This window comes from Lentisphaera profundi, assembly GCF_028728065.1.
GTDB classification, from domain to species: domain Bacteria; phylum Verrucomicrobiota; class Lentisphaeria; order Lentisphaerales; family Lentisphaeraceae; genus Lentisphaera; species Lentisphaera profundi.
The window spans coordinates 2,510,065-2,535,102 of sequence record NZ_CP117811.1; the positions used below are offsets into that span (position 1 = coordinate 2,510,065).

General features: G+C 38.9%; 19 protein-coding genes and 2 pseudogenes. 14 read left to right on the plus strand and 7 right to left on the minus strand.

What is annotated here, in order from left to right; all coding sequences use genetic code 11:
* From PQO03_RS10270 to htpG, 6 genes are all read left to right on the plus strand, one after another.
* Positions 1-240, plus strand: a complete 240-nt coding sequence (locus PQO03_RS10270) for a glutaredoxin family protein (RefSeq protein WP_274150127.1) — start codon at positions 1-3, stop codon at positions 238-240.
* Positions 237-491, plus strand: a complete 255-nt coding sequence (locus PQO03_RS10275; protein ID WP_274150129.1) for a BolA family protein — start codon at positions 237-239, stop codon at positions 489-491. Before PQO03_RS10270 ends, PQO03_RS10275 begins: the two co-directional genes overlap by 4 nt.
* 9 nt (positions 492-500) lie before the next feature.
* The gene (gene grxD / locus PQO03_RS10280; RefSeq protein WP_274150131.1) at positions 501-818 is read left to right on the plus strand and encodes a Grx4 family monothiol glutaredoxin; all 318 of its coding nucleotides are present in this window, start codon (positions 501-503) and stop codon (positions 816-818) included.
* Positions 818-1,213 (plus strand): phosphoribosyl-AMP cyclohydrolase, encoded by a 396-nt coding sequence (gene hisI, locus PQO03_RS10285; RefSeq protein ID WP_274150133.1) that lies wholly within the window; start codon positions 818-820, stop codon positions 1,211-1,213. The genes grxD and hisI overlap by 1 nt, the downstream gene beginning before the upstream one ends.
* A gap of 146 nt (positions 1,214-1,359) precedes the next feature.
* Complete coding sequence (locus tag PQO03_RS10290; RefSeq protein ID WP_274150135.1) at positions 1,360-2,451, plus strand: mechanosensitive ion channel family protein; 1,092 nt, start codon at positions 1,360-1,362, stop codon at positions 2,449-2,451.
* 143 nt (positions 2,452-2,594) lie between these two features.
* Positions 2,595-4,487 (plus strand): molecular chaperone HtpG, encoded by a 1,893-nt coding sequence (htpG, locus tag PQO03_RS10295; RefSeq protein ID WP_274150137.1) that lies wholly within the window; start codon positions 2,595-2,597, stop codon positions 4,485-4,487.
* A 280-nt stretch (positions 4,488-4,767) separates the two neighbouring features.
* Here htpG and PQO03_RS10300 read toward each other — a convergent pair whose 3' ends face one another.
* The 3 genes from PQO03_RS10300 to PQO03_RS10310 form a co-directional block, all read right to left on the minus strand.
* Positions 4,768-7,143 carry a sulfurtransferase TusA family protein gene (locus PQO03_RS10300; protein ID WP_274150139.1) on the minus strand — a complete coding sequence of 792 codons (2,376 nt, stop codon included), beginning with the start codon at positions 7,141-7,143 and terminating at the stop codon, positions 4,768-4,770.
* A gap of 183 nt (positions 7,144-7,326) precedes the next feature.
* Positions 7,327-7,911: a hypothetical protein gene (locus tag PQO03_RS10305; protein WP_274150141.1), complete on the minus strand. Its 585-nt coding sequence runs from the start codon at positions 7,909-7,911 to the stop codon at positions 7,327-7,329.
* On the minus strand, positions 7,908-9,149 hold the full coding sequence (locus tag PQO03_RS10310; protein WP_274150143.1) for a hypothetical protein: 1,242 nt from the start codon (positions 9,147-9,149) through the stop codon (positions 7,908-7,910). The genes PQO03_RS10305 and PQO03_RS10310 overlap by 4 nt, the downstream gene beginning before the upstream one ends.
* A gap of 197 nt (positions 9,150-9,346) precedes the next feature.
* Here PQO03_RS10310 and PQO03_RS10315 point away from each other — a divergent pair, with 197 nt between their 5' ends.
* Positions 9,347-13,456: a DUF748 domain-containing protein gene (locus PQO03_RS10315; RefSeq protein ID WP_274150146.1), complete on the plus strand. Its 4,110-nt coding sequence runs from the start codon at positions 9,347-9,349 to the stop codon at positions 13,454-13,456.
* Here the strand turns inward: PQO03_RS10315 and PQO03_RS10320 are convergent.
* Positions 13,442-13,636 carry a hypothetical protein gene (locus PQO03_RS10320; RefSeq protein ID WP_274150148.1) on the minus strand — a complete coding sequence of 65 codons (195 nt, stop codon included), beginning with the start codon at positions 13,634-13,636 and terminating at the stop codon, positions 13,442-13,444. The genes PQO03_RS10315 and PQO03_RS10320 overlap by 15 nt on opposite strands.
* 174 nt (positions 13,637-13,810) lie before the next feature.
* Between PQO03_RS10320 and PQO03_RS10325 the strand changes: the two genes are divergently transcribed.
* Entirely contained in the window at positions 13,811-14,410 is a 600-nt protein-coding gene (locus PQO03_RS10325; protein WP_274150150.1) for a hypothetical protein, read from the plus strand.
* Here PQO03_RS10325 and PQO03_RS10330 read toward each other — a convergent pair.
* Positions 14,402-15,295 carry a Ppx/GppA phosphatase family protein gene (locus tag PQO03_RS10330; protein ID WP_274150151.1) on the minus strand — a complete coding sequence of 298 codons (894 nt, stop codon included), beginning with the start codon at positions 15,293-15,295 and terminating at the stop codon, positions 14,402-14,404. The two genes, PQO03_RS10325 and PQO03_RS10330, sit on opposite strands and share 9 nt — an antisense overlap.
* A gap of 1 nt (position 15,296) precedes the next feature.
* Entirely contained in the window at positions 15,297-15,884 is a 588-nt protein-coding gene (locus tag PQO03_RS10335; RefSeq protein WP_274150152.1) for a DUF3228 family protein, read from the minus strand.
* 84 nt (positions 15,885-15,968) lie between these two features.
* Here PQO03_RS10335 and PQO03_RS10340 point away from each other — a divergent pair, with 84 nt between their 5' ends.
* The 4 genes and pseudogenes from PQO03_RS10340 (at position 15,969) to PQO03_RS10355 (ending at position 20,713) form a co-directional block, all read left to right on the plus strand.
* Positions 15,969-17,987 (plus strand): hypothetical protein, encoded by a 2,019-nt coding sequence (locus tag PQO03_RS10340; protein WP_274150154.1) that lies wholly within the window; start codon positions 15,969-15,971, stop codon positions 17,985-17,987.
* Between the two features lie 127 nt (positions 17,988-18,114).
* Complete coding sequence (locus tag PQO03_RS10345) at positions 18,115-18,666, plus strand: sulfatase-like hydrolase/transferase (RefSeq protein ID WP_274150155.1); 552 nt, start codon at positions 18,115-18,117, stop codon at positions 18,664-18,666.
* Positions 18,576-19,562 (plus strand): annotated as a pseudogene (locus PQO03_RS10350) (sulfatase-like hydrolase/transferase); the annotation flags it as partial. The gene PQO03_RS10345 and the pseudogene PQO03_RS10350, both read left to right, overlap by 91 nt.
* Before the next feature lie 194 nt (positions 19,563-19,756).
* On the plus strand, positions 19,757-20,713 hold the full coding sequence (locus tag PQO03_RS10355) for a LacI family DNA-binding transcriptional regulator (RefSeq protein ID WP_274150156.1): 957 nt from the start codon (positions 19,757-19,759) through the stop codon (positions 20,711-20,713).
* 108 nt (positions 20,714-20,821) lie between these two features.
* Here the strand turns inward: PQO03_RS10355 and PQO03_RS10360 are convergent, their stop codons facing one another.
* Positions 20,822-22,036 (minus strand): IS4 family transposase, encoded by a 1,215-nt coding sequence (locus PQO03_RS10360; RefSeq protein ID WP_274149601.1) that lies wholly within the window; start codon positions 22,034-22,036, stop codon positions 20,822-20,824.
* Positions 22,037-22,229: 193 nt separating this feature from the next.
* Here PQO03_RS10360 and PQO03_RS10365 point away from each other — a divergent pair.
* Both PQO03_RS10365 and PQO03_RS10370 read left to right on the plus strand, forming a co-directional pair.
* Positions 22,230-23,477 (plus strand): annotated as a pseudogene (locus PQO03_RS10365) (solute:sodium symporter family transporter); the annotation flags it as partial.
* Positions 23,478-23,591: 114 nt separating this feature from the next.
* Complete coding sequence (locus tag PQO03_RS10370; RefSeq protein WP_274149473.1) at positions 23,592-25,037, plus strand: transposase; 1,446 nt, start codon at positions 23,592-23,594, stop codon at positions 25,035-25,037.
* Position 25,038: the final 1 nt, after the last annotated feature.

Sequence of the window (25,038 nt, forward strand, 5' to 3'; positions counted from 1 at the left end):
ATGCCAGAGCTCACACTCTATTCATCTAATGGCTGCCCTTTCTGTCGTAGAGTCACAAGCTTTATGTCTTCTAAGGGTGTACAAATCAATATCGAAGACCCCTATTCGAGTAGCGAAACTATGTCAACTTTCAAAAAACTCACTGGGAAAACTCAAGTCCCCTGTCTCATGATTAATGGAACTCCAATGCATGAATCAAATGATATCATTACTTGGATAAATGGAAACCTCGTCAAATGAAAGAACAAATCGAACAGGCCATCCTAGCAGTATTACCTGATGCTCAGGTCCATATTATTGATCCTGATGGCGCCCATTTTCAGGGTCTTGTTATTAGTGCTAGTTTTATTGGCATGCCTTTATTAAAGCAGCATAAGCTAGTCATGAATGCCCTTAAAGAAAAATTTGCGACTGATACAGTACATGCTTTGCAACTCAAAACTTTCACTCCCGAAAAGTGGGAAGCTCAAAAATCTAATTATATTAACTAAGGAACTATTATGTCTGACATAAATACTATTATTAAAACTGAGCTCGACGCTCACCCAGTTAAACTTTTCATGAAGGGTATTCCTTCTGCCCCTCAATGCGGTTTTTCTCAAACTGTGATCCAAATTCTCAGTTTCTATGACGTCGAATACTCAGCAATGAATATCCTCGAAAACCCTGACTTCCGTCAAGGCTTAAAAGACTATTTTGAATGGCCTACTTTCCCACAACTCGTTGTGAAAGGCGAACTCGTTGGTGGCTGTGACATCATTATGGAACTCCACGAAAGTGGTGAGTTAAAAGAACTTTTGGAATCCGCTACTAAGTAATGGCTAAAGTTCCAGACACTATGCCCGACTTCAGTAAATCTGAAGACGGGCTTATCCCCGCTGTAGCGCAAGACGCTATAACGGGAGAGATTCTTATGCTCGCTTATGTCAACAAGGCTGCTTGGGAAGAAACGCTCCGTTCCAAGCGTGCTTGCTATTGGTCACGCTCACGTTCTAAGCTCTGGAAAAAAGGCGAAGAATCTGGGAATTGGCAAGAGATTAAAGAGATCCTTGTAGACTGTGATGGCGATTCGATTATCTATAAAATTGAGCAAGTCGGTGGAATTGCCTGTCATACAGGCCGTAAATCCTGCTTTTTTTACAAATATGAAAATGATAATTTCAGCATCAATTCTGATCCCATTATTGATCCAGCACAACTTTATAAAAAATAAGCCTTTCTATATAAAGCAGGGCATTTGCCCCTGTTTTATATACGCTTGTATCTGATCTAAAAAAGATTTCTAATTTTTCTTTACAGTTTAAAATTACAAATTGATGATCAGTAGTACTTTACTCTCAATTAAATTGGAGAGATACGATGAACTTAAACCTCATTATCGCACAAACTGAACTTGCCACTAGCTTTTGGCAAAAAACTTATTACAACAATACCATATCACTATGGTTAACTAGCCTGGGCTTTGTCCTAGGTAGCGTGATTATTGGCAAAGCTATTTATTGGCTTTTTTCCAAACTCGTAAAAGCTCTCACCAATAAAACAAAAAATACATTAGATGACCTCGTCGTCGATCTCGTAGAAGAACCTATTGTCGCTGCATTTATTGCTTCAGGCATCTACTTTTCTCTTAGCTTACTAACTCTACCTCCTATGCTAGAAAGAATTATTGCCAAATCATACACCATGGTCGTTACTCTTTTAGTTGCTTGGCTAATTACACGTTTTTTCGAAGCCTTCTATCAAAACATCCTTCAACCATGGGCCGATAAAACTGACAATGATCTCGATGATCAACTACTCCCTGTTATCCGCAAGGGTATACGCTCAATTATTTGGATTGTAGCTCTTATTATCGGCCTCAATAATGCCGGCTACGATGTAGGTGCTATGATTGCAGGTTTGGGTATCGGGGGCTTCGCCCTTGCGATGGCCGCAAAAGACACTGTCGCAAATGTTTTCGGTGGCTTCACTATTTTCACAGACAAACCCTTCAAAATGGGTGATCGTATCGAGATTGGTGGTGTTGATGGCACGGTCGTCGAAATTGGTATTCGTAGCACTCGTATAAAAACCTTAGCAGGCCGGATTGTTACGATGCCCAACAATACATTCTCAGACTCTCCTGTAGAAAACATATCTATTGAGCCCAGCCGAAAAATCGTACTCAACTTAGGCTTAACTTATGATACTAAGCCTGAGCAAATCGAGGAAGCGATTGCAGTTCTTAAAGAAATTGTAGCTGAAAATAAATCTACCGAAGAAGATGTCATCACTTCTTTTAACGGCTTCGGGGATTTCGCTTTAAATATCATGTTCATTTATTATATCACTAAAGATGAAGATATTGCTAACACTCAAACTGACATGAACTTGGAGATCCTTAAGCGTTTTAATGAGAAAAAACTAGACTTTGCCTTCCCAACACAGACTCTGCACAATATCAACGCTTAATTAATCTGTGACTAATGTGCCAATTTGTGGTGACAAATTGGCGCAAAGTTTGTCTCAAGTAGTCGTCGAAAACTCCTTGAGGCCAGAGACCTTCAACCTATATTCATACTGTTTTTAAATAATAAACAGGAGAATATCCCCACATGGAAAAACAATTCCAAACTGAAGTAAGCGAGCTCCTTAAGCTCGTCATTAATTCACTCTACTCAAATCGCGACATTTTTCTTCGCGAACTCGTTTCTAATTCCTCTGATGCCATTGATAAAGTTCGTTTCAATTCACTCTCAGACAAGTCTTTAGATATCGCCAATGGTGACCTTAAAATTAAGATCATTGCTGATAAAGATAAAAAGACTTTCACTGTTATTGATAACGGTGTAGGCATGACTGAAACTGAAGTTGAAGAAAACATCGGTACAATCGCACACTCAGGCACTAAGTCTTTTGTTGAAAAACTCCAAAGTAATAAAGACGAAAACACGCCAGACCTTATCGGTCAATTCGGTGTAGGTTTCTACTCTGCTTTTATGGTTGCAGATAAAGTAGATGTTTATACTCGTAGTGCTTCGGCTGATAAAGCTGACGGCGTACACTGGCATTCAGAAGGTACTGGATCTTATACAATTGATAAAACTGAACTTGCTGAGCATGGAACTAAGATCGTTCTTCACCTCAAAGAAGATGCTGAAGAATACTTAGAAGACTGGAAAATTCGCAAAATCGTCAAGACTTACTCAGATTTCCTTTCTTACCCGATCACTATGGACGTAGAAAAATCTCTTCCTAAAGCTGATGAAGATGCTGAGCCAGAAACTACGATTGAGGAAGAAACTCTCAACTCAATGAAAGCAATCTGGACTAAAGCTAAAGCTGACGTGACAGATGTTGAATACAAAGAATTTTACCGCCACATTTCTCAAGATCACCAAGATCCTGCAGAAATCATCCATTACCGTGCAGAAGGTAATCTCGAATTCGATTCACTGCTTTTCGTTCCTGACCGTGCCCCAATGGACATGTTCATGCAGCAAGAGAATAAAGGCATCAGCCTTTATGTGAAACGCGTTTTCATCATGGATGATTGCAAAGATCTCATCCCTGACTACCTCCGTTTTGTTAAAGGTGTGGTTGATTCAGCTGACCTCCCTCTTAATGTTTCTCGCGAAATCCTCCAAGAAGATCGCGTTATTCGCACCATTCGCAAAAACATCGTTAAAAAAGTTATTTCGACTCTCAAGAAAATGAAGAACAATGACTTCGATAAGTACAGTAAATTCTGGCAAGAGTTTGGTAAAGTACTCAAAGAAGGCGTAAGCAACGATTGGGAAAACAAAGATAAGCTTACTGAGCTCCTAATTTTCGAATCATCTTCTACTGAAGCAGGTAAATTCACTAGTCTTGATGACTACGTAAAACGTATGCCTGAAGATCAAAAAGAGATTTATTACATCTCTGGTTTAAGCCGTGGTGCAGTAGAGAACTCTCCTCAATTAGAAGCCTTCAAGAAAAAAGGTTTCGAAGTTCTTTTCTTTATTGATCCAATTGATGAATGGGTAACGCAATCACTCACTGAGTTTGATACTAAAGCAGTGAAATCTGTTGCTAAAGGTGACCTTGAACTCGACGAAAAAGAGAAAGAAGAACTCGAAAAAGAAAACGAAAACTTCAAAACTCCTCTCGAGTCTATCCAGAAAGTTCTCGATGACGAAATTAAAGAAGTTCGTTTCTCTAGCCGTCTTACTGATTCTCCTTGCTGCTTAGTTGCCGATGAAAATGGCATGGGCGTAAATATGGAAAACATCTATAAGGCGATGAATCAAGATGTACCTCACCAGAAGCGTACTCTTGAACTCAACAAGGATCACGCCGTTGTTCAGCACATGCTCAAAGTCGCTGAAAAAGATGCCGCTTCAGATGAATTAAAAGATTACTCAGCACTTCTTTATGATCAAGCCCTCCTCAACGAAGGTTCTGCCATCAAAGATCCTGCTCGCTTTACTTCTTTGATTACTAAGTTCATGGTTAAATCTATCTAAGCTTTAATCACATCCTCAAAAAAGCCATCGCTTCATCCGCGATGGCTTTTTTGTGTCTTACTATAATTATCTTAGGCGCGCCGAGGGCTACAACGATACGTTGAATTGTGCCTTCAGGTTTACTCTAAAGAAGAACGCCGCGCTCTTTTTAGATGAAGACATAAAACACTTAATCATTAAAAATAACTTGTGTGATAAGTCAGGTCTCTAGCTTTCTTGGACGAGCCAAAAAAACCCCGAAAGATAACTTGCTGGGTTTTTTATATGCTTTTAAGAAGGCTTACTTATTATTTTCGCCGTTCTTTAAAACAATCAAAGAATAATTTTGATTATCATTGATTGGATCAAGCTCTACTACTGTATGACCATCTTTCTTAAGTGAACTAGGCACTTGACGGAAAGAATCACCTGTATCAATAATCATCGCTAGTTCCTGACCATCTTTCAAACCATTGAGAACTAATTTAGCTTTCACATAGTTCATAGGACATTCAATACCGCGCAAGTCTAAGAAAGGGCGACCTTCTTTTTCTTCTTCAGTATTAAGGAAAGGAGCACAAGCATCTGCATTTTCTTTGTAGGCTTCTACAAAGTTATTCACAAATAACTCTGCTGCTTGAAGAAATTCTGCTGCATAGGCAAATGCAATATCTGCTGGAGCATCTTCTCTTAAAATAGCTTTAGCATCAGGAGTCACTGTATTAGAAGTGAAGAACTCAACATATTTGTCGAATGCATCTTTATAATCAGTTGCTTTTTCACCTGCCTGCATAAGGGCTGCATCAAAAGCATGACGCATAGCTTCTTGCGAGTTGAAAATAACGTCTGCAAAAAACTCTTGGTCGAAAACTTTACGCGCCATTGTGATGTAATTGTGAGCATCATCAAGTGATTCGCCTACTAAATTCAGCACGCCACCTGCACATTCACCTGCACCAACAGCTGGAGAGTATTCATCTCCTTCTGCTTGCTGATAATCTGCGTAGACATCTGGATTTTCATCAAATGATTCCACTGCATCAAAAGGCTTGATAACTGGTTTGAGTTCTTTTACATTAACTTGTGCTAACCAATCTTCGAGTGTGAGTGCTGAGTTTTGAGATTTATAATAATCGATCACTGCACGTACAGCTTCAGGAGCTTTTTTCGTTGCAACACGACCTACACGACGAGCCATTTCGCGGCGACCAAAACCAACGCCGCCACCGATCTGCATCATTGCACATGGCACAGCTTTATCGCCTACAACACGACTAGAACCATTGAATCCAATAGAGGCGACTGAGTGACGACCACAACCATTGTGACAACCAGAGATGTTAATGCGAACTTTATCACCTACTTCCGCAATATCAGCTTCATCCTTGAATGATTCACTAAGAGCTTCTGCAAGTCCTTTAGAGGATGTTACTGATAAGTTACACGTTGAGCGTCCTGGGCAAGCCAGTACGTTAGTAATATGGTGAAATTGAGAGTTTGCGTAACCCGCAGCTTTCAATTCAGCATAAATTGCTGCAACATTTTCTAATTTCACATCAGTCAACACAATATTTTGACTTGGAAGTGTACGAATTTCACCTGAACCATACTTATCGGCGATATCTGAAAGCGTACGTGCTTGTTCAGATGTGAAATCACCCAAATCAACACGTACTTGAATTGTATATAGATCCGCGACGTTTTGTGGGCGAACACAGTTTTTCACCCATTCCGCATCATCAACTAAACTGTTAATTTTACTAACATCAGCAGAACCTTGTGGTAGCTCAAGTTCACCCTCTTCGAAAGATAGGACTAATGATTGACCATATTCAGAATCTTTAATACGGTTAAATTCAACTTTGTAAGCTTCGATAAATTTCTCGAGTCCCCATTCATGCTTAATGAACTTCATACGAGCTTTATTACGGTTTTCACGATTACCATGCTCATTGAAAATACGCATGAAAGCTGTTGCACAAATCAATGCGTCTTCTACTGGTAGATCTTCGTCCACTAAGTCAGCACCAATAGGACGACCGCCTAAACCACCACCTGCATAGACATTAAATTTGTAAGAACCATTTTCAACTTTTGAAGCGATAAAGCCGACGTCATGCATGTATGAATGACCATTATCTTCTGCTTCATTACCTGAAAAAGTCATTTTGAATTTGCGAGGAAAATTCTGTGCATAAGGGTTACGTAGTGAATGCTCAACTACGCGCTTAGCAACTGGAACGACATCAAAAAGTTGCCCGGCACCAGTAGATGCGAACGGATCCGCAGTTACGTTACGAATTGTGTTACCACAACCTTCACGTGAAGTTAAACCCACTGCAGTTAAATCTTTAATGAATTCTGGTGTGTTAGCAAATGGCACATAATGCATCTGAATTGCTGAACGTGTGGTAATGTGTAAAACTGAATTACTGTGTGTCTCGGCCATGCTAGCTAGTTGACGAACTTGCTTGGAATTTGTGATCCCGTAAGGCACCTTAACACGAATCATCTGTACTTCTGGCTGACGCTGACCATAAATACCCTGCCAGAGTCGACGTTTTTGCCAAGCATCAACGCCCATCTCACCACTTTCGTAGTTCTCTTTTTTTCCTTTGAACTCTATGAGCTCTTCTTGTACTTCATCAGAAAGTTCAAACTCTAATACTCTAGACATATCTATATCCTTGCTTATTTCTCTTTAAATTTTGATGGAAAATAAGGCAGCTTCACGATAAATACATACCAACTCTACACTTTTTGTAAAAATTAAGTCAAGTTTAAACTTATTTGAGTTCAGAAACGAAAAAAACTTTCTTCCTTTCAAGTGCTTTTATGCTTTGATAATATTCGTAATACTTTACGGAATAAGACCTTTTATGACTTCAAAGACTTTTTTACCACCTTTATAAACTTTTTTAAATGTACCAGGTGCATCATGAGAGAATTTCGATTGATCATCGTAATCAGTATTAAGCATTCTCGCGTCTATATGAAGTTCTTGTAAATAGACATCCACTCCTTTTTGGTAATAAAAGTAGGGATGACCAGGCGCATAAACCCCCACCACTCCTACAGGCAGGCCCAGCTTTCCCGCTTTTTGACTCAAGGTATAACATTGTTTAAGGACCGCATCGTTGTAACCATCTTCAGCAACTCGGAGTTTGAACTTCACTTCTGGAAAAATAATCCGCTGAGTTAGCTCTCCATTCATAGGTTCATCGGCTAGACACAAAATAAACATCTCAGCATCATCATACTGTGAGTATTCAGAACCTATCAAATAGCCACTGAATTTTACGAGTTTATTCTTATATTTATCAGGATTTTCCACGAGTTCTTTAATTTCAACCTGAATTGCCTCGGCATCAATACGATCCACTGTATGTGTACTTGAACAGCTTATGGATGCATATAGCAAGACTAGTACTAAGAGCCATTTCATTTTTCATCAACTCCATCCATCCATTCATACAAATCAGAGGCTTTAATTTCCGAAGAACTTTTGTCGTTAAAGGGAAATAACATACTAAAACCATCGACTTCAAAAGAATTCAATTTTAACCACAAAACTCCTACTTGCTCTCTTAAATTACTTTTTAATAAGGTTCCCGTAATTGTAACGGGAATATTGCCTGGCACCTGTTTTAACTTTTGAGAACAGCGATCCAAATGACTGCGATTATAACCAATATATGCGCACCGAAGAGCAGGACCTGCCTTGAGTGCATAATTCACCGCCGTTTTGTCCAATTCTACTGCTAATTCTTTAAACCCTAAGTGCAGCGTTTTATTCCCTTCTCCAACAAAAGTTAAGGCTTTTGCTAAAGCTAAACTCATTTCAGCTTGCTGAACTTTACCTTCTTGCCTCCTGTACCATGCGTGAGCACGGATCATACTCGACTGAGTTAGTATCGCATAAGAATTCTTTAGACTGAGCCGGTTCTCATAGTCAAATGAATGTAAACCTTTCGTCAAAAGTATTTGCGAGGTCTGTAATTGTTTCGATAGCCGTAAGAGAATCCGGCCTCCGCTTAACAAAGATTCCTCAAAAGCTTCGCACTTCTCTTTCAGCTCTTTATCTTCTATGGCTGCTTCCTTGCCTTTATTTGCCGCCGCTTCCAGTGCAAAAAATCCATCCCCCAATTGTTCGAAAGCTTCAGCAATCTCATCCACACCAGAAGAAAGAGAGTCTTTTCCTAAGCCACTCAAAACATAACCCATGGCTTTCACTTCTTGGCAAGCGGCCTTAAAATCATGCGCCATTGCCGCCATTTTCTTAGCTGCTTCTGGACGAATATATAAGTCAACATCCTTATGACTCGTGAAGCTTTTATCCGCTTCCTTTAAGCGTGTTATAAAGGTATATTTTTCTGCATCATAACGAATTTGAGCCCATTCATCAATACGCTCTTCTGGTATGAACTTAAAATTCACTAAATGGATATGTTTGCCTATTTTTTTAAATTCAACTGCATCAAGCATCCCTTTGAGTGAGAGTGTTTTATTCAAATAAATATCGGGGTTTTCTAAGACACTACCCAAAACAGATTTATCGGCCTTTTCAGCCATCTTAACTTTATCCTCAATTTTCACTACTTCAGAACTACCTTCATCTTTTGATGCACAAGAACACAGGTATGCCAGGCATATAAAAATCAAATATCTCTGTAGTTGCTTCATTGATAACTCCAAAAAATGCTTATTCTTTAATATAAGTTATCCCATAAGCATTAGCCACTTTTTCAAAAAAAACGCTAGTAAATACGATCCCTAAAGTCACAGTTTTTTATTAAAAATGACTAAATGATGCTTCATTTTTCAGAGTGCGGTATACTTTTAGTAAAATATAACCAAACAATAAACTCACTCAATTCACTATGTTAAAAAATCTCTCTGCGGTATTAGGCCAAACCAAAAAGTCACGGCGCATTCGCATCACACTCCTTTCCTGCACCCTATTTTATTTCATTTTTCTAGGGCTCATCGCTCCTCTTATCATTCGCTCACAGGCAAAGAAACACTTATCTGAATTAATTAAACGCCCTGTAGAAATAGAAAAAATTTCTATCAACCCTTTCTGTAATAGTATAAGTATCAAAAACTTTGCGATCCTCGAAAAAAACCAAACAAGCTTTTTACGATGGGATGAAGTTTATATCAACTTTGAACTGAGTTCTATTTTTACATTTTCATGGAACTTCGATGAAATTGCTATTCGAAAGCCACAAGTACAGATTTCTCGACTCAGCGCCAGTCTTTTCAATTTTAGTGATATCATTGAAACTTTAAATAATTTGCCGAAAGCAGAAGAAGTCGAAGAATCCAGTGGACTACCTCCACTCTTCATTCGTTCATTCACCATTAGTAATGGCCAAGTGAAAATTAAGGATAAATCTCGCTCAAAAGAAAAATCTCTCGAAGTACCATTAATTAATCTTAGCGTTAGTAACTTTCATACTAAAATATATAAAGATAATAATAATCGTTATGACTTCCGAATTTTAACCGAACATGATGCAGGGTTACACTGGAAAGGACAAGTTAATTTAGATCCTTTCGAGTCTAACGGTAGTGTAAATATAACAGGAGCAAAAATTAAAAATATCAGTGATGTTTTTAACGATGAACTCCCCTTTACCATTCTCTCTGGTGACATCGGGTTAAATTTTAATTACCAAACATCCATCAAAGATGAAATTTCCTTTCACTTAAGTAAAGGCAATGCATCTTTAGATCAACTTCAGGTACAATACAAAGATCAATCGCCACTGATCGAACTCTCTAGTTTCAACATATCTAACTTTTCATATGATTTAGTAAGTAACCAACTAATTGTGCCACTGATCGAAATCAAAGATAGCAAAGCTTACTCTACTTTACTTGAAACGGGTCTACCTAAATCTCTTAAATTAACGGATTTAGATGCTTTTTCCCAAGCTCTTATCGGTGATCAACAAGTTAAATCAAGTACTCCCGCTACAAATCCTAAAGACCAGTCAATCTCGCCTATTAACTTCCTCGTGAAAGAATTTCGTGGCAATCAACTCAATGTTTATTTCACCGATGAAAGCACGACGGCAAAACCTCATGCTAAAATCGAACAACTTACTTTTGAGTTCAAGAACCTTAGCAACTTACATTCCGAAAATTTCACTTTCGCGAGTCAATTCCAACTTAATGATACTGCCAAATTTGAGCTCAAGTCACAAGGGGCCCTCTTCCCCGTAAAAAGTACTGGCAATATTCAATTAAATAATTTCCAATTAGATTTCTCTAATCCTTATCTAAATAAATTTGAGCTACCTATCACAATTCAGCAAGGCTCACTACTTCAACAAGCCGACTTTGACATCGCACTCAACAATGATTATCAATTAATTAAAGGTGAGCTAAAAACTGAAATCGAACTCATTGATTTCTCTCTAAAAGATACACTCACTAACAAAGAACTATTTAGTGACACTAAATTATTAAAAGCCTATGAATCCGTCGATGCCCATTCACGCATACACATCTTGGGCGAGCTTGACCTCATGACGCGCAAAGGCTCGGGCGAGTTTCATATTAGATCAATCAACTTAGCCAATGCCGCAGAACACTTTGCTACCGAGTTGCCTTTTAAAGTGATTTCTGGTGAATTAGAATTCATGAGCCGTGCACAGATTCAATTTGGTGATGAACTAAAACTAAGTACGAGTGATGGCGCGCTCAATTTGAGCTCATTAGTAATCCAAGAATTAAATTCTAAAGAACTCATTAACTTAGAGCATTTTTTAATCGATAAAGTAAGTGCAAACTTAAATACAAAAGAGCTCAATATTGCAAATGTGGAGCTCAAAGGCTTGCAAATCAATGCTCATTTGAATAAGGGCAAAGAACTAAATCTTATCCGTGCGAGTGATTTCACCAAATTGATGAAAGCTTTAGAAAAATATGAACAAGCCTCGGCTGAAGAAAAGCCTCTAAGTCCAAGCAGTCCTCAGGAGGCTCACGCTCCTCTGGCTTGGAATTACCAGATTCAAAAGGTAGATCTTAGCCAAATGAACCTACAGTTTACTGACGATGCTTTAGGTCAAGGTTCAAGTCAAAATCTCAATGATATGCACTTAGAAGTAACCGAATTAAATAATAAAAAAGATCATTCTTTTAAGAGTTCATTCAAAGCAACGATCAACCAAGACGCTCAACTTAAGGTGACATCAAAAACGTCTTTAACTCCTATCAAACTTGAATCAACAATCATGCTTGACTCACTGTCGCTCACAAGCTTACAGAATTATCTATCTCAATTTGTAAATGCAAAGCTTGCAGAGTGCCTTATTTCAACTGAATCTAAACTCACCTATATAGATGGCCAGGCATCTCTATCAGGAAATTTCCTTAGCTCCAAATTTCAACTTAATGACCTCAATAACTCACCCGTAGCCTCCTTTGAATCTTTCGCAATCAAAGAATTTAATATCGACCCTCAGAAACTTATTATCAAAGTTGATGAAGTTCAGTTGGAGAGTCCTAAGATGTATCTCGCAATTGATAGTAATGCGCAAGTTAACCTAAGTAAAATATTAAAGAAAACGACGACGCCCGATAAAAAAGAGAAAGGCAACGATGAAATAGCTCCATCCTCCACTTTAAAGCCTCAAATAGAAATCAAAAAATTCACCCTAGATAACGCTCATGCTAAATTTAACGACGCTAGTATCAGTCCTAAATTTTCTATATCTTTAGATAAATTTTCTGGCTCGGTTAACAAAATCACTAATGCTCCCGATCAACAGTCCGATTGGACCTTCCAAGGCCTTGTTAATAATCATGCACCCTTAAACATAAAAGGTAACAGTCGCTTTTTAGCTAGTCCTTTTGCCTTAAATATGGCGCTAGATTTAAATAATCTTGGACTTACATCATTCAGTCCCTACTCGGGCACTTTCATAGGCTACAAACTACAAGAAGGCCAATTATCCTTAAAGATGAACTACACCTTGGAAAACAACGAACTCGATGGAAAAAACCAAGTCCTTATGTCAAGATTTGAACTAGGCCAATCTGTGGATAGCGATAAAGCCGTTAATTTACCTATTAAGCTAGGCGTTGCTTTAATCCGTGACTACAACAAAAACATTGATCTTGACTTAAATATCCATGGTAACATTAACGACCCTAGTTTTAGCGTACTAAACTTAATCTGGAAAGTTTTCACCAATATCATTGTCAAAGCCGCAACTTCTCCATTCAGTCTCCTTGCGAACCTCGCCAAGAGCGGTCAAAAGGACCTGAATTCACTTCAATTTGATGCTGGAGAAAAGCTCTTAATTCAAAGTGAACAAGATAAGCTTAAAACTTTGAGTGAGGCTTTAGCCAAACGCCCTACTTTAGCTTTAAACATAACTGGCTATTTCGATCATAATATCGATCGTGATCAACTAAAGAAACAGCACTTAAATGAAAAAATCGTAGCTGAATCTACTTTGCTCCGTGAAGAAAACTCTAGTATCGAAAATGCAGAACTCTTAGTTCTTGCCAAAATGTATGAGGCCCAAAGTGGAGAAACATGGAAAGCCTTACAGACTAGAGTTCTAGGTTCCGCCTCTAATGAGAAGATCGTTTACCAAGAACCAGAAAAAACGACACCTCGTAGGAGTTTTAGAAGTCGTACGGGTAAATTCCAGAGTAGACGAGCACGTCGCCCTTCAAGTACACAAGTTGATGTACGTGAAAGTTCTTCTGACGTCGTACAAAAAAATGAATTAAACGATATTGAGAAGCTGGCGCAAAAAAAAGAAATCGAACAAATTGCATTCGATTTCTTATTAGAGAATTTTAAATTGGAGGATCATGAGCTGGAGGATCTCGCTATTAACAGAGCGAAAGTCGTGAAGCAATATCTTATCGAGGAATTAAAAATCCCCGCTTCACGTCTCTTTCTTTTAGCTCCTAAAGAAGCTAAAAGTCAAAAAACTGTTGAGCTTAACCTAGACGCGCTCTAACTCAGGTCCTACAACAAAATGTTTAGGATCGTCATCTAAAACCGCATAGTCTTTATGGCACTGTTGGCAAGTGAAAAACTTTTCTGCCGATCCTGAATCAACTTCTATTTTGCGAACATGTTTACAACTTTCAGGTTTTTCCACGAGGCAGGTTGGACAATTTAACATATACATTGACATAAGCGTCTCCTTTGGTTTTTATAAGTTCATCATATAAAAAAACACCTCAAGTAATAGAAAGGAAATTTATTTAGGAGTTTTAGCTAAATTTATGTAGAATTTATTACTCAGGTCATATCTGAATGTATAATACACCGAAGTCTTGCTATATATTACAACAAAAGTTATGACCATATGAAAAGCTCTCTCATTCTTATTTTACTTCTCTGTTCTTGTCAGAGTTCCTATCAATCCATTGACTTGCTTGCAAAAGATCACTCTTGGAGCCGATCAAATTACGGTAGTTCGGCAGATATTAACTTTGCAACGAACTCTTTAATCCTAGACATGGGAGATCCCATTAATGGTGTTACTTGGACCCAAGAACTGCCCTCTAAAACTTCTTATGAAATTAAATTTGAAGCTAAACGACTCATAGGCAATGACTTTTTTTGCGCCTTAACTTTTCCCGTGAATACAGATTACTGCTCGCTCATCATTGATGGCTGGGGAAGTACTGTTACGGGACTTTCTAGCATTAATAATTTAGATGCTTCAGAAAATGAAACGACCCTAAATTTAGATATAGAAAATCAGCGCTGGTATAAAATCAAATTACGCGTTTATGAGCAATTTGTCACTGTTAAAGTCGATGACAAAACCATCATCAAGCTTAATACCAAAGGAAAAAAACTCAGTATCCGCCCGGAAGTCTATCCCTCCATCCCGCTGGGTTTAGCCAGTTTTTATACGTCTGCGGAATATCGTGATTTCACTTACACACAATTAAAATAAGTCCTGTTTTTCTAAATGGGTTCGAAATAGTTTTCTTGCCACCCCTTCTGCCAAGCCAACTTTCGGAACGATAATACTCTCTACACCCGCCTGAATCATCGCTTCAAGATATATTTTAGAAGCCGGAATAATCACATCGGCTCGGTCTGTTTTTAATTTCTCTTCTTCAATAAGTTCTTGATAAGTAAACTGTTTTAAGTAGGCCACTTTTTCTTGAAATTCTTTGAGTGGTAAAGGCTTACTGCGATAGCCGCAAAGGCGGTGCATTTTATTAATATTCCCACCCGTACCAATTGCCTTCTGAGGCTTATATTTCAGAGCATTTTGATTAACCCACACCTGAAATTTTTTCCATTCTTTTTGATTTACATCATTCTTACAGCGCACTGAGCCTAAACGAAAAGACTTAGCTTCGCAGCGCTCGCCTTTATTTAGAAAAGTTATTTCTGTACTTCCTCCTCCGACATCAATAGTCATGTACGAGCCCTTTGAATCAACTTGATCACACAAGAAAATACTCTCAAAAATCATCTCGGCTTCTTCATCGCCTGAGATGAGCTCAATCTCAACTTCTATTTGTGATTTCACTAAGTCAATTAACTCTTGACCATTTTCTGCTTCACGCATTGCAGAAGTCGCTACTAGGCGATAATCCGTAACTTCATGAATCATACACAAGTGCTTGAAAGCATGGGCCATGCTCAAGACCTTACTCACTTTGGATAATGAAATCTTACCATCTTTAAATACGTCTTCTCCCAAACGAATCGGCAAACGTAAATAAGAAAGCTTTTTCATCAGGATTTCATCTCCATGAATCTGGTCTATGCCGTAGAAAGTACTTCTTATTGCATTTGAACCTATATCAACTACCGCCACTTTCATCTTATGCTTCTTCTCGGCGAATCATGATATATTTCGACCAGAAATCTACGCTTTCTTGATAAGCTCTACGATCAATAGTCACTCCCGACCCCCCTTCTTCTACGCCTAAAGCATTGCGCATTGCTGTTATAGGTCTCATGGGTTCTACTTCTTTAGTCGCGGCCCCATTGATCGATACTATTGCCCAATCCGCATCAACTTTATCACCTTCTTTTTCCATCTGTTCTTTGGAGTACAAAATCAAATGAATCCACTCAGCTTTACCTGCAGGAATGCCACTTACCCAATCAACGAGTACAGCGACTTCCTTGTCATTACGAGTCTCATAGGCACAATGAAGTTTGGCCCCTATTTCTTCGGCTAATGCTCTCTCAATAGTTAAACTTTCCAAGTCTGGAAAAATATAGTTCCCTGATTCATCGCGATTTTTTAAAACCGCTATGCAACAAAAATCAGCATAACCTGGAATGATTTCATAAGGATTTTTAGCTAAAAAAATCATTTTTCCTACCATACTTTCATTTACTCGCGTCCCGTAAAAGTCTGATTTGTACTGCCTTTTCGTAAATTCACACATTTCAATATTCATCTTTTTGACCTTTTTTATTCTCTTTTGCCAGTTTATATTGTCTCTTGTTTTTCAAACTACATACTTAGGGAGTTTTTTCACATCATGGACAAAGCTAAACTTAAAAATTTCGGTGGGAGTCGACAATTTGTCATCGAGTGTGCCGAAGATATTGCCTTACTTCAAGAATTACACGAAGCTTTTTGGATGTGCACAAGCGCCCCTAGTCAGCACTTAAATTTTCCTAGTAGTATTAAAGACCTCCTAGATCGTAATAAATCAGGACGCATTTTTTCTGAAGATATAATTCATTTTTCAAAACATATCCTCAGTCACTATAACTCTCTCGAAGCCTTTGATCAAAAAAGTGATCAACTCGATTTTGCACATCTCAAAGACGACAAAAAAAACTTGGTCGAATGTGCAGAAGAAGTATGTAAAAATCTCAATTTAAGTAATCCCCAACTCATCAAACTTAAAGATCTCGAAAACGACAAACTGCTACTGTCTAGAGGCATACGTAATGGCGACGGGGTCATTCCCCCGGAAGATTTAGATGATAAGACACTACGCGAAACAGCACTACTCATCGTCAAAACTTGTGAGAATTCACTAGATTTATCTGGACGTAATGGCTTTGATCAAAAAGCCTTAGATACTTTTCATCAACAAGTCATCGATTATCTCAACTGGATTGATGAAGGCGAACAACACGAACTAAGTTTCAAAGATCATATTGATGAAATATGGGATCTCTACACTCAACTTCACGACCAAATCGATCACTTCTTCCAAGCTCGTAAAGCCTTAGAGTTTTGCGCCTCGATGGACCACGAACTGACTCACTCCACCATCAGTAGTGATAATTTTGAAAATCGTAGCAAAGTTACCAAAGAACTACAGAGCCTTCCTCTGAGTCCCATAAAAAAACAAAAATCACTTCGACCCGGCAATCCCTTAAATCCACTTTATGAAAGCTTGTTCCAAAAATTCTTTAATGATTATTTACATAAAATTTTAGGACGACCAGTAACTGAACTCAATGAAGAAACTTGGGATGAAACTAAAAAGGCTTTAGACACTTACTCGAAATGGATGAGCAAACGACCTGAAGGTGACATTAGTCATTTAAATGAAGTTTTACTAAGAGATTATCTAGATAAGGATCATTTTGAGACTCTTAGCCAGATAATCCAAGAAGACCTGGTCTTAGGCGAAAAACTTCGCCTCCGGAATCAACTCAAAGAATTAATCATCTTACAACAATACTTTGTTGATTTCTGCAATAATTTCGTCAATTATAAATACTTTTATATCCCGAAGAAACGCGCCGCTTTTGAAGCAGGCACGCTGATCTTAGATGGTCGGGTCTTTGACCTCACCATCCCCGTAGACAAAGTTGATGAACACAGTAAAGTCGCTAAGAGCTCAGGTATGTTTTGTATTTATTTAAAAATAAACAAAAAAAATGAGCATGAACCACAGTATATATGCGCACCTGTCTGCGCTCTTCGCAATAAAATAAACACCGTTGGCAAACGAGGTATTTTAATCACTGTCAATGGCGAACATCGCGATGCTCAAATCGTCAAAATTATCGATACTCCCGTAAGCCTTATTGACTCCATGGTCAATCCATTCAGAAAAATTTCAAACCTCATTGTCAGCTCCATTGAGAAGATTAGTTCCAGCTCTGAAAAAAACCTAGAAAAACAAGTCAATTCGAGCACTTCAAACCTACAAAAAGAGCTTAATTCAAGCCCTACAAAAAATAGTAGCACGAATGCTAACTCTTCTCGTGATCTGATTTTTACTTTTGCCGCACTGGGCTCATCTTTCACTTATATTATTGCCAAGCTTTCATCTTTTAATATTTCTGATGTCTTAAATGGACTCTTCAATGCTTTACTCATCATCCTGATTCCTACGTTCATTATAAGCTTAATCAAACTTAGCAAACGAAATCTAAGCAGTATTATCGAAGCCTCAGGTTTTGCTCTAAATCATCCCTTAAGGTTAAGTAAAGAACTCTCAAAAGCCTTTGCGTACCGCCGCGAAATCAATCCAGAGCTCTTTGATCACGATAAAATTAAAATATCAGAAGCTCTTAACCGTAAACTTTAAACAAAAGTAGCGTTCCTCTGTTAAGATCGAGCTCTATTTTGTAGTTTATCTGAAATACGCATGAAAGGTTTCTCCTTTTATTGAGAATAAACCTGAAGCTATCAATTATACTTAAGGAACCACACACATGAAAAAAATTCTTTCACTGATATTTTTTGCACTTGTACTCAATGCAACTGAGAAGCCAAATATAATCTATATCCTTGCTGATGATTTAGGCTATGGTGACTTGGGTTGCTATGGACAAAAAGTCATCCAAACACCCCACTTAGACAAAATGGCCGCCAATGGCTTGCGCTTTACGCAACATTATTCAGGAAGCACTGTATGTGGCCCTTCTCGTAGCTGTTTATTAGAAGGAAAACATTCCGGTAATACTTACGTTCGTGGTAATGGTCACCTGCAAATGCGTCCCGACCCCAACGACCTTATTTTTCCAAAAGCTCTCCAAAAAGCTGGCTATCACACCGCTATGATCGGTAAATCGGGAATGGGCTGTAATACCGATGACGCGAGCCTCACTTACAAAAAGGATTTGATTACTTTTTTGGCTTCACTTCTCATACACAAGCCCATTGGTATTTTCCTACTTATTTATGGCGCAATGACGGCGAAGTCACTAAAGTTGAATACCCAAACAACACCTTACACGAGGGCGATAACTATAGCTCAGAAGTAGTCATGAACGAAGCTCTCAACTATGTGGAAGAACACAAGGATAGTCCCTTTTTTCTTCATTTAGCTTTTCAAATACCCCATGCTAGCCTTCGCGCTAAAGAAGAATGGAAAGCCAAGTACCGCCCCATTTTAAAGGAAAAACTCTTGCCCGAAAAAAAGCACCCTCATTACTCATACGACAGAGAACCGAAAACAACATTTGCCGCCATGATTTCTTACATGGATTACAACGTCGGTTTACTCATTAAAAAACTTGAAGATCTAGGCATTGCAGAAAACACTCTCATCATGTTTGCTAGTGATAATGGAGCCATGCAAGAAGGTGGACATAAACGTGACAGCTTTGATTCCAACGGTATTCTTCGCGGCGGCAAGCGCGATATGTATGAAGGAGGTGTTCGCACTCCCATGATTGCCTACTGGCCAGGAAAGATAACCGCAGGTCGTACTACTGATCATATTTCAGCTTTTTGGGATATATCTCCCACTCTTCGTGAACTTGCTGGTGCTGAAGTCCAAGCTGACACCGATGGCATCTCCATGGTCCCTACTCTTTTTAACAATGCAGAACAAAAACAACACGACTACCTCTACTGGGAATTTTTTGAACAAGGTGGCAAGCGCGCCATTCGTATGGGAAAATGGAAACTCATTCTCTATAAAACTAATACTGACCTCAACCCAAAAATTGAGCTCTTTGATCTAGAGACAGATATTTCTGAAAATAAAGACTTATCCAAACAATTCCCGGAAAAAGTTTCGGCATTAATCAAAATAATGAATAAAGCTCATACTCCTGCCGAAAACAAAGCCTTCAAATTTGCCTTTGAGCGTAGCTCACAAGAACTCGAGCGTCTGGAAAAACCAAAAAAGAAGAAAAAAACGAAAAAACGTTGATTTTTCGTTCTCATTTCGGTTCACTCGATCGTGTGAACTCAATGACTTCACTTAGAACTTAAATATTGTCTTTCTCGAAAAGCTTTCAATAAGCACTTGACTTACACGAGTAAGGCTCTTATACTTTACTCGTGTAAAGATAGCCCTGTTATCCCAGGGCTTTTTTAGAGCCCTTAACTTAACAGGTGTAAAGTATGATCTCAATGCAAGAATTAGCTGATATATGTGGTTACTCACGTGTCAGTGTTTCTGCTGCCTTAAATGGCAAAGGTGGCATCTCGGAAAAGGCTCGTGAAAAAATACTAGGCTTGGCTAAAGAACATAACTATACGCCAAATAAAATGGCTCATGCTCTCAAAGGCTTACCCTCTCAGTTAATAGGCATGCTCATTCGCGATCTCAGCAACCCCTTCTACACTCAAATGATTAAAATTATTGATGACCACTTGCACAAAGAGGGCTATAGCCTAATTGTCCTCAACTCAATGGCCGATGCTGAACGTGAACGCAAGGCAATACAAACTTTGTATTCTTATAATGTTGATGGCTTATTTATTGCGCCATTCGCGAAAGAAAAAAACAGCGACAGAATCGATTCATTGATTAACTCTCATAGTAAACCCGTAATCATGCTCGATAATCTTAGTCGAGACATTGGCTCTATGTCTATTGGCTTTAATAACCGCAGTGGTGCCAAAGATGCCACTCAATACCTTATTGATTGCGGGCATCGCAAAATCACCTACCTTGCGGGACCTGAAAGTTCTTTATCCTATCAAGAACGCTCTGCTGGTTTTGTTGAATGTATGAATAATAACAAAATCACAATGTCAACGGATACTATCTATCCCTGCGGATCATCTGCTGAAGAAGGCTACTCGGCTGCTTTATCACTTCTTAGCCAAACTTCTCGCCCGTCGGCTTTATTCTGTTTCAATGATTATATCGCGATTGGTGTTTATCGAGCGGCTCAAGAATTAAAGCTTAATATCCCAACAGATCTATCAATAATTGGCTTTGATAACATCAACCTTACGAAGCTACTATCACCTTCACTCACAAGTGTGAGTATACATATTGATAAAGTGGCTGCAGATGCGGCTGACAACATGCTTAAATTTTTAAATGATGAAAATACAGTCATCCCATAGAGCAGGAAAAACTGACTCTTTAATACATTTCCCTGTGTAAATACCTTCTATTTATTAGATGGATGTTTTGGTTTTGATTAAGGCTCAGTCATTGGCTGTCCCATAGATTTATGTAAATCCCGGCAAATACTGCTGAGGAGGAGTTGAGTATAGCCTTGGTGGGTCACTGGCTGTCCCACAGGATTTGAGGACTGAGTACAATTCAAGCCTTGACCATAGTACGCCACGGATAACGGTGAATATTCTTGAGAAAGAATATTTCCACTTACTTTGAAATGCTAAAAATCGCAAAAGCACGTAAGTCAATAATGCTGTCCAAACTTGCCACCGAATGGCATTTTCGTTATGGCCAAGGAAATCAGATATTTGCAATGTTTGTTTGATCTGTTTGAAAAACACTTCGATTCCCCAACGTGATTTATAGATTTGTGCGACTGAACTGGGAGCCCATTTAAAGTTGTTAGTAATGAAAACCATTTTCTTAAGTTTTCCGTCAATTTCTACTTCAGCTTCGACAAGTCGTAATTCTGTCGGGTAATGCAGTTGAGTTTTCGTACCTTTGAGACGAATACGCTGATCACGGATGATAGAACCTTTGGCTTCAGAGATATTTTCAATAATCTCGTAGCTCATATTATCTTTTGCCCGAGTAACCCAAAATACTTTACGTTCATTGAGGTGAAAGAGATGTTTATAATCCACGTAAGCCTTATCAAAAACCACTATTTCTCCAGGTAACATTCCTGCACATAATTCCTTTGCTTCCGTTGAATCATGAGTGTTCGCAGCTTTTACAATAGCGAAAGAAGGTAAGAAATTTTGTAAGTTAAGCTTCATGTGACATTTAGCCGCAGCTTTACGACGACGATGTTTTGCCCATGGCATACAATTAGCAACAAGCTGGATAGTTGTAGAATCCACCGCGTGAATTGCTTTTTTGAAACGTCTAGGAAAACCAGTATATTTTTGCTGAATACCAAAGCCCGCATACTTATTCTGTAAGTGATTAAGAACACTCCAGAAAAGTTCTTCTGCCATGTCGGCATTACGAGTTCTATTTGCGTTAGATAAGGTATTTCGTTTCGGGACTGTCGCGCCTCGTATAGGCTCAAGGCTTCCACTATGATTTTGAAGGCTATCGCAAATATCATTTAAGCTCAGAGAATGAGATAACTGAGCATAAAGTAAGGTTAGAACATGGCTCCAAGGACTAAACTTACGAGTTTTGATTCCGTGCTTATCTGCAAGTTTTTGAACTAAATGTCCTGGAATTAATTGGCAGATTTGTTTGAGACTACATACATTACTTTTGTCTGGCTTCATGATGGACTCCTTTTTTTGTCGTTATTAAAAGAAACATCTGAAGCTAGATTTTTCATAGCTTAGTTATTTTTATGGGATGGCTGTGTGATGAAAACTATGTTCCTCATACAAAAAACCACATTTTTGAACCTGAGTTAATCAAACGCTCATCAGTTCACAACTTTAATCAGAAAATACAACACAAGGAGAACACATGAACAACAACACCACGATCATCTCATTTTTAGTCTTTACTGGACTAGTGGGATTAGCCACTTGGCTAATAACAAGAAAGGACGACCATGCAAGTAGCGACGGCTATTTCCTCGGTGGTCGAAGTCTTACTTTCCCTTTAATTGCAGGCTCATTACTCTTAACCAACCTATCCACCGAACAACTCGTTGGTCTAAATGGCGCCGCATTCCAACACGGTTTTCACGTTATGGTTTGGGAAGTTTTTGCAGTCGTCGCACTCGTACTTATGGCACTTTTCTTCTTGCCAAAATTCCTACGCTCAGGTATTGCCACAGTACCACAATATTTAGAAGTCCGCTTCGACCACAAAACTCGCATGATCGTAGACATGATTTTCTTGACTGCTTATGCCGTAATTCTTCTTCCCATAGTGCTTTACTCTGGTGCAAAGGGCTTGTCAAACATGCTCGACGTCCAGGCTCTCACGGGCATTAACAGTGAAACCGGCGTCCTCTGGTTCATGGTCATTGTAATCGGTATCTTAGGTTCTATCTATGCCCTTTTTGGCGGTCTTCGTACTGTCGCTGTTTCAGATACACTCAATGGTGCGGGTCTCCTTATTGGTGGTTTCCTCATCGCTTATTTTGGTTTAAAAGCAGTTGGAGATGGCAATGGCGCTATCGCAGGCTGGAATAGTTTAATCGAAAATGCTCCTGCACGCTTCAATTCTATTGGCGGCAAAAAAGATGATGTTCCATTTTCCACTATTTTCAGTGGCGTTGTTCTCCTTAACCTTTTCTACTGGTGTACTAATCAACAAATCATTCAACGTACTTTTGGTGCATCGAGCTTAGCAGAAGGGCAAAAAGGTGTTCTTTTAACTGGCGCACTCAAACTCTTAGGCCCCATCTATTTAGTCATTCCTGGTATGATTGCCTTCCAATTATATGGTCATCTTGGTATTGGTAACGATGATGCGTACGGCACTCTTGTCAAAAATGTCTTACCCGCTCCATTAACAGGCTTTTTTGCCGCTGTAATGGTAGGTGCCATTCTTTCCTCTTTTAACTCTGCATTGAATTCAACCTGTACTCTTTTCTCACTTGGTTTCTATAAAAATGTTTTAAACAAAGACGCCGACGAAAAACAAGTAGTGAAATCAGGAAAAATATTTGGCTTAATTATCGCCATTACTTCAATGATTATTGCGCCCATGCTCGCAGGGCAAGATAGTATATTTGGCTACCTAGATGCACTCCGACAGATCATTCTCAAGTGCTATTAAAAAATAGCTTAAAGTTATAATTTCCAATAAAAAATCCCACTTAATCGCCTATATTGTAGTAGCTTACACCGACAATAACAGCAAGTGGGACTTTCAATGTACGATACTCTTTTTCCCGAATATTTCATCGAGGAATTACGGCAAACTATAGGAATTTTATGCGGACCATTGAAGATTGCGGGGCAAATCATACTTCGTCCTGAATTTCAAGAGATCAAAAAGGCAATTGAAGATGATCAACTTCAGTTGAGTAAAGATAGAGCCGCCACTAGAAACCGCGAGTTTAAAAACAGCTCTACCCAAAAACACCCCCCAGCTGAATTGGTGGTGGCGTTGTTCATAGCCCGTCACTTTTATGATAATTGTTACGGTGAACGAGGCTATAGTATGCTATGTGAGAATAGTTCCTTGCAGCAGTTTATTGGGCGCTTGGGCATAGGAAGCTTCCCTTCACGCAATACGATTCATGAACAAGTCTCTGCTCTTTCTGAGAAGACCCTTAATCTTTTTCATCAAGCTATTTTGAACTGCGTTAAGGAGTGTGGCCTGGATGATTTTTCAGCAGTGATTATTGATTCTACAGCCATTAAGGCCGATTCAGCGTGGCCTGTCGATAGTCAATTACTAAAGAACCTTAGTTGTAAAATGATGAAAAATATCAGTGACGTTCATGATCAGCTTCCCTGTGTTGAGCGCAGAAAGATCCCTCTCAAACGCCTGCAAAATTACTGTGATTATATGAGTAAACTGGATTTCGAGATCTCTATGCTTAAAGGAAAAAAAGGAGCAAGAAAAATGAGGCAAAAGTTTTATACGCAAGAACTTTTACCGAGGTGCCGAAAATTTATTATTCGCCTGGAGAAGACTCTTCCTCAAATTAAACAACACTGTGAAAGTGCCAAAGTTCTGATGATTGACGAATGTCTATCTCGCTTCATAGATAAAGTTTTGATGGTTGAACATCGCTTCAACATGGCTCCTAAGGACTACGATACGAAGACGGCACGGAAAATTTACAGCATGAGTGATAATGATGCAGCATTTATTAAAAAGGGTGGTCGAGAAACCGTATTTGGCTACCGACCAAATTTCGCCTTTAGTGCCAATGGTTTTCTGACATCATTCACCCTAGAATCTGGAAATACTAGTGACAGCAAGGCCTTCAGTAATTGCCTTGATGAAAATAAAAAGATGACGGGCGAGACCGCAATGATGATCAGTGTGGATGACGGATATAGCTCTGCCGCCAATTTAGATGATGCCATCGAAAAAGGGGCGACATTAGTCAGTGTTAGTGGCTCAAAGGGAAAGAAGCTCTTAGGAGAAGATATTTATGAGAGTGAAAACTACCAACTTGCGAGAAATATCCGATCAATTTCCGAAGCAGGTATTTCAAAGCTGAAGAACTATCACAACCTTGAGCGATTTACCGTTTGTGGCTTAAAGAGGGTTCGTCAAGAAACTCTCATAAGCGCCATAGGATTCAACTTGGAAAGGATCTGCCAGTTATTATGTCAAATAGAGATTGAGGTCGCCGCATAGA

Bases quoted from the DNA above. Each gene is read 5' to 3' on its own strand.
- PQO03_RS10310 (WP_274150143.1), bottom strand. From the start codon at position 9,149: ATGAAGCAACTACAGAGATATTTGATTTTTATATGCCTGGCATACCTG.
- PQO03_RS10315 (WP_274150146.1), top strand. From the start codon at position 9,347: ATGTTAAAAAATCTCTCTGCGGTATTAGGCCAAACCAAAAAGTCACGG.
- PQO03_RS10370 (WP_274149473.1), top strand. From the start codon at position 23,592: ATGTACGATACTCTTTTTCCCGAATATTTCATCGAGGAATTACGGCAA.
- PQO03_RS10270 (WP_274150127.1), top strand. From the start codon at position 1: ATGCCAGAGCTCACACTCTATTCATCTAATGGCTGCCCTTTCTGTCGT.
- PQO03_RS10335 (WP_274150152.1), bottom strand. From the start codon at position 15,884: ATGAATATTGAAATGTGTGAATTTACGAAAAGGCAGTACAAATCAGAC.
- PQO03_RS10355 (WP_274150156.1), top strand. From the start codon at position 19,757: ATGATCTCAATGCAAGAATTAGCTGATATATGTGGTTACTCACGTGTC.
- PQO03_RS10325 (WP_274150150.1), top strand. From the start codon at position 13,811: ATGAAAAGCTCTCTCATTCTTATTTTACTTCTCTGTTCTTGTCAGAGT.
- PQO03_RS10305 (WP_274150141.1), bottom strand. From the start codon at position 7,911: ATGAAATGGCTCTTAGTACTAGTCTTGCTATATGCATCCATAAGCTGT.
- PQO03_RS10300 (WP_274150139.1), bottom strand. From the start codon at position 7,143: ATGTCTAGAGTATTAGAGTTTGAACTTTCTGATGAAGTACAAGAAGAG.
- PQO03_RS10320 (WP_274150148.1), bottom strand. From the start codon at position 13,636: ATGTCAATGTATATGTTAAATTGTCCAACCTGCCTCGTGGAAAAACCT.
- PQO03_RS10360 (WP_274149601.1), bottom strand. From the start codon at position 22,036: ATGAAGCCAGACAAAAGTAATGTATGTAGTCTCAAACAAATCTGCCAA.
- PQO03_RS10275 (WP_274150129.1), top strand. From the start codon at position 237: ATGAAAGAACAAATCGAACAGGCCATCCTAGCAGTATTACCTGATGCT.
- grxD (WP_274150131.1), top strand. From the start codon at position 501: ATGTCTGACATAAATACTATTATTAAAACTGAGCTCGACGCTCACCCA.
- PQO03_RS10290 (WP_274150135.1), top strand. From the start codon at position 1,360: ATGAACTTAAACCTCATTATCGCACAAACTGAACTTGCCACTAGCTTT.
- htpG (WP_274150137.1), top strand. From the start codon at position 2,595: ATGGAAAAACAATTCCAAACTGAAGTAAGCGAGCTCCTTAAGCTCGTC.
- PQO03_RS10330 (WP_274150151.1), bottom strand. From the start codon at position 15,295: ATGAAAGTGGCGGTAGTTGATATAGGTTCAAATGCAATAAGAAGTACT.
- PQO03_RS10340 (WP_274150154.1), top strand. From the start codon at position 15,969: ATGGACAAAGCTAAACTTAAAAATTTCGGTGGGAGTCGACAATTTGTC.
- hisI (WP_274150133.1), top strand. From the start codon at position 818: ATGGCTAAAGTTCCAGACACTATGCCCGACTTCAGTAAATCTGAAGAC.
- PQO03_RS10345 (WP_274150155.1), top strand. From the start codon at position 18,115: ATGAAAAAAATTCTTTCACTGATATTTTTTGCACTTGTACTCAATGCA.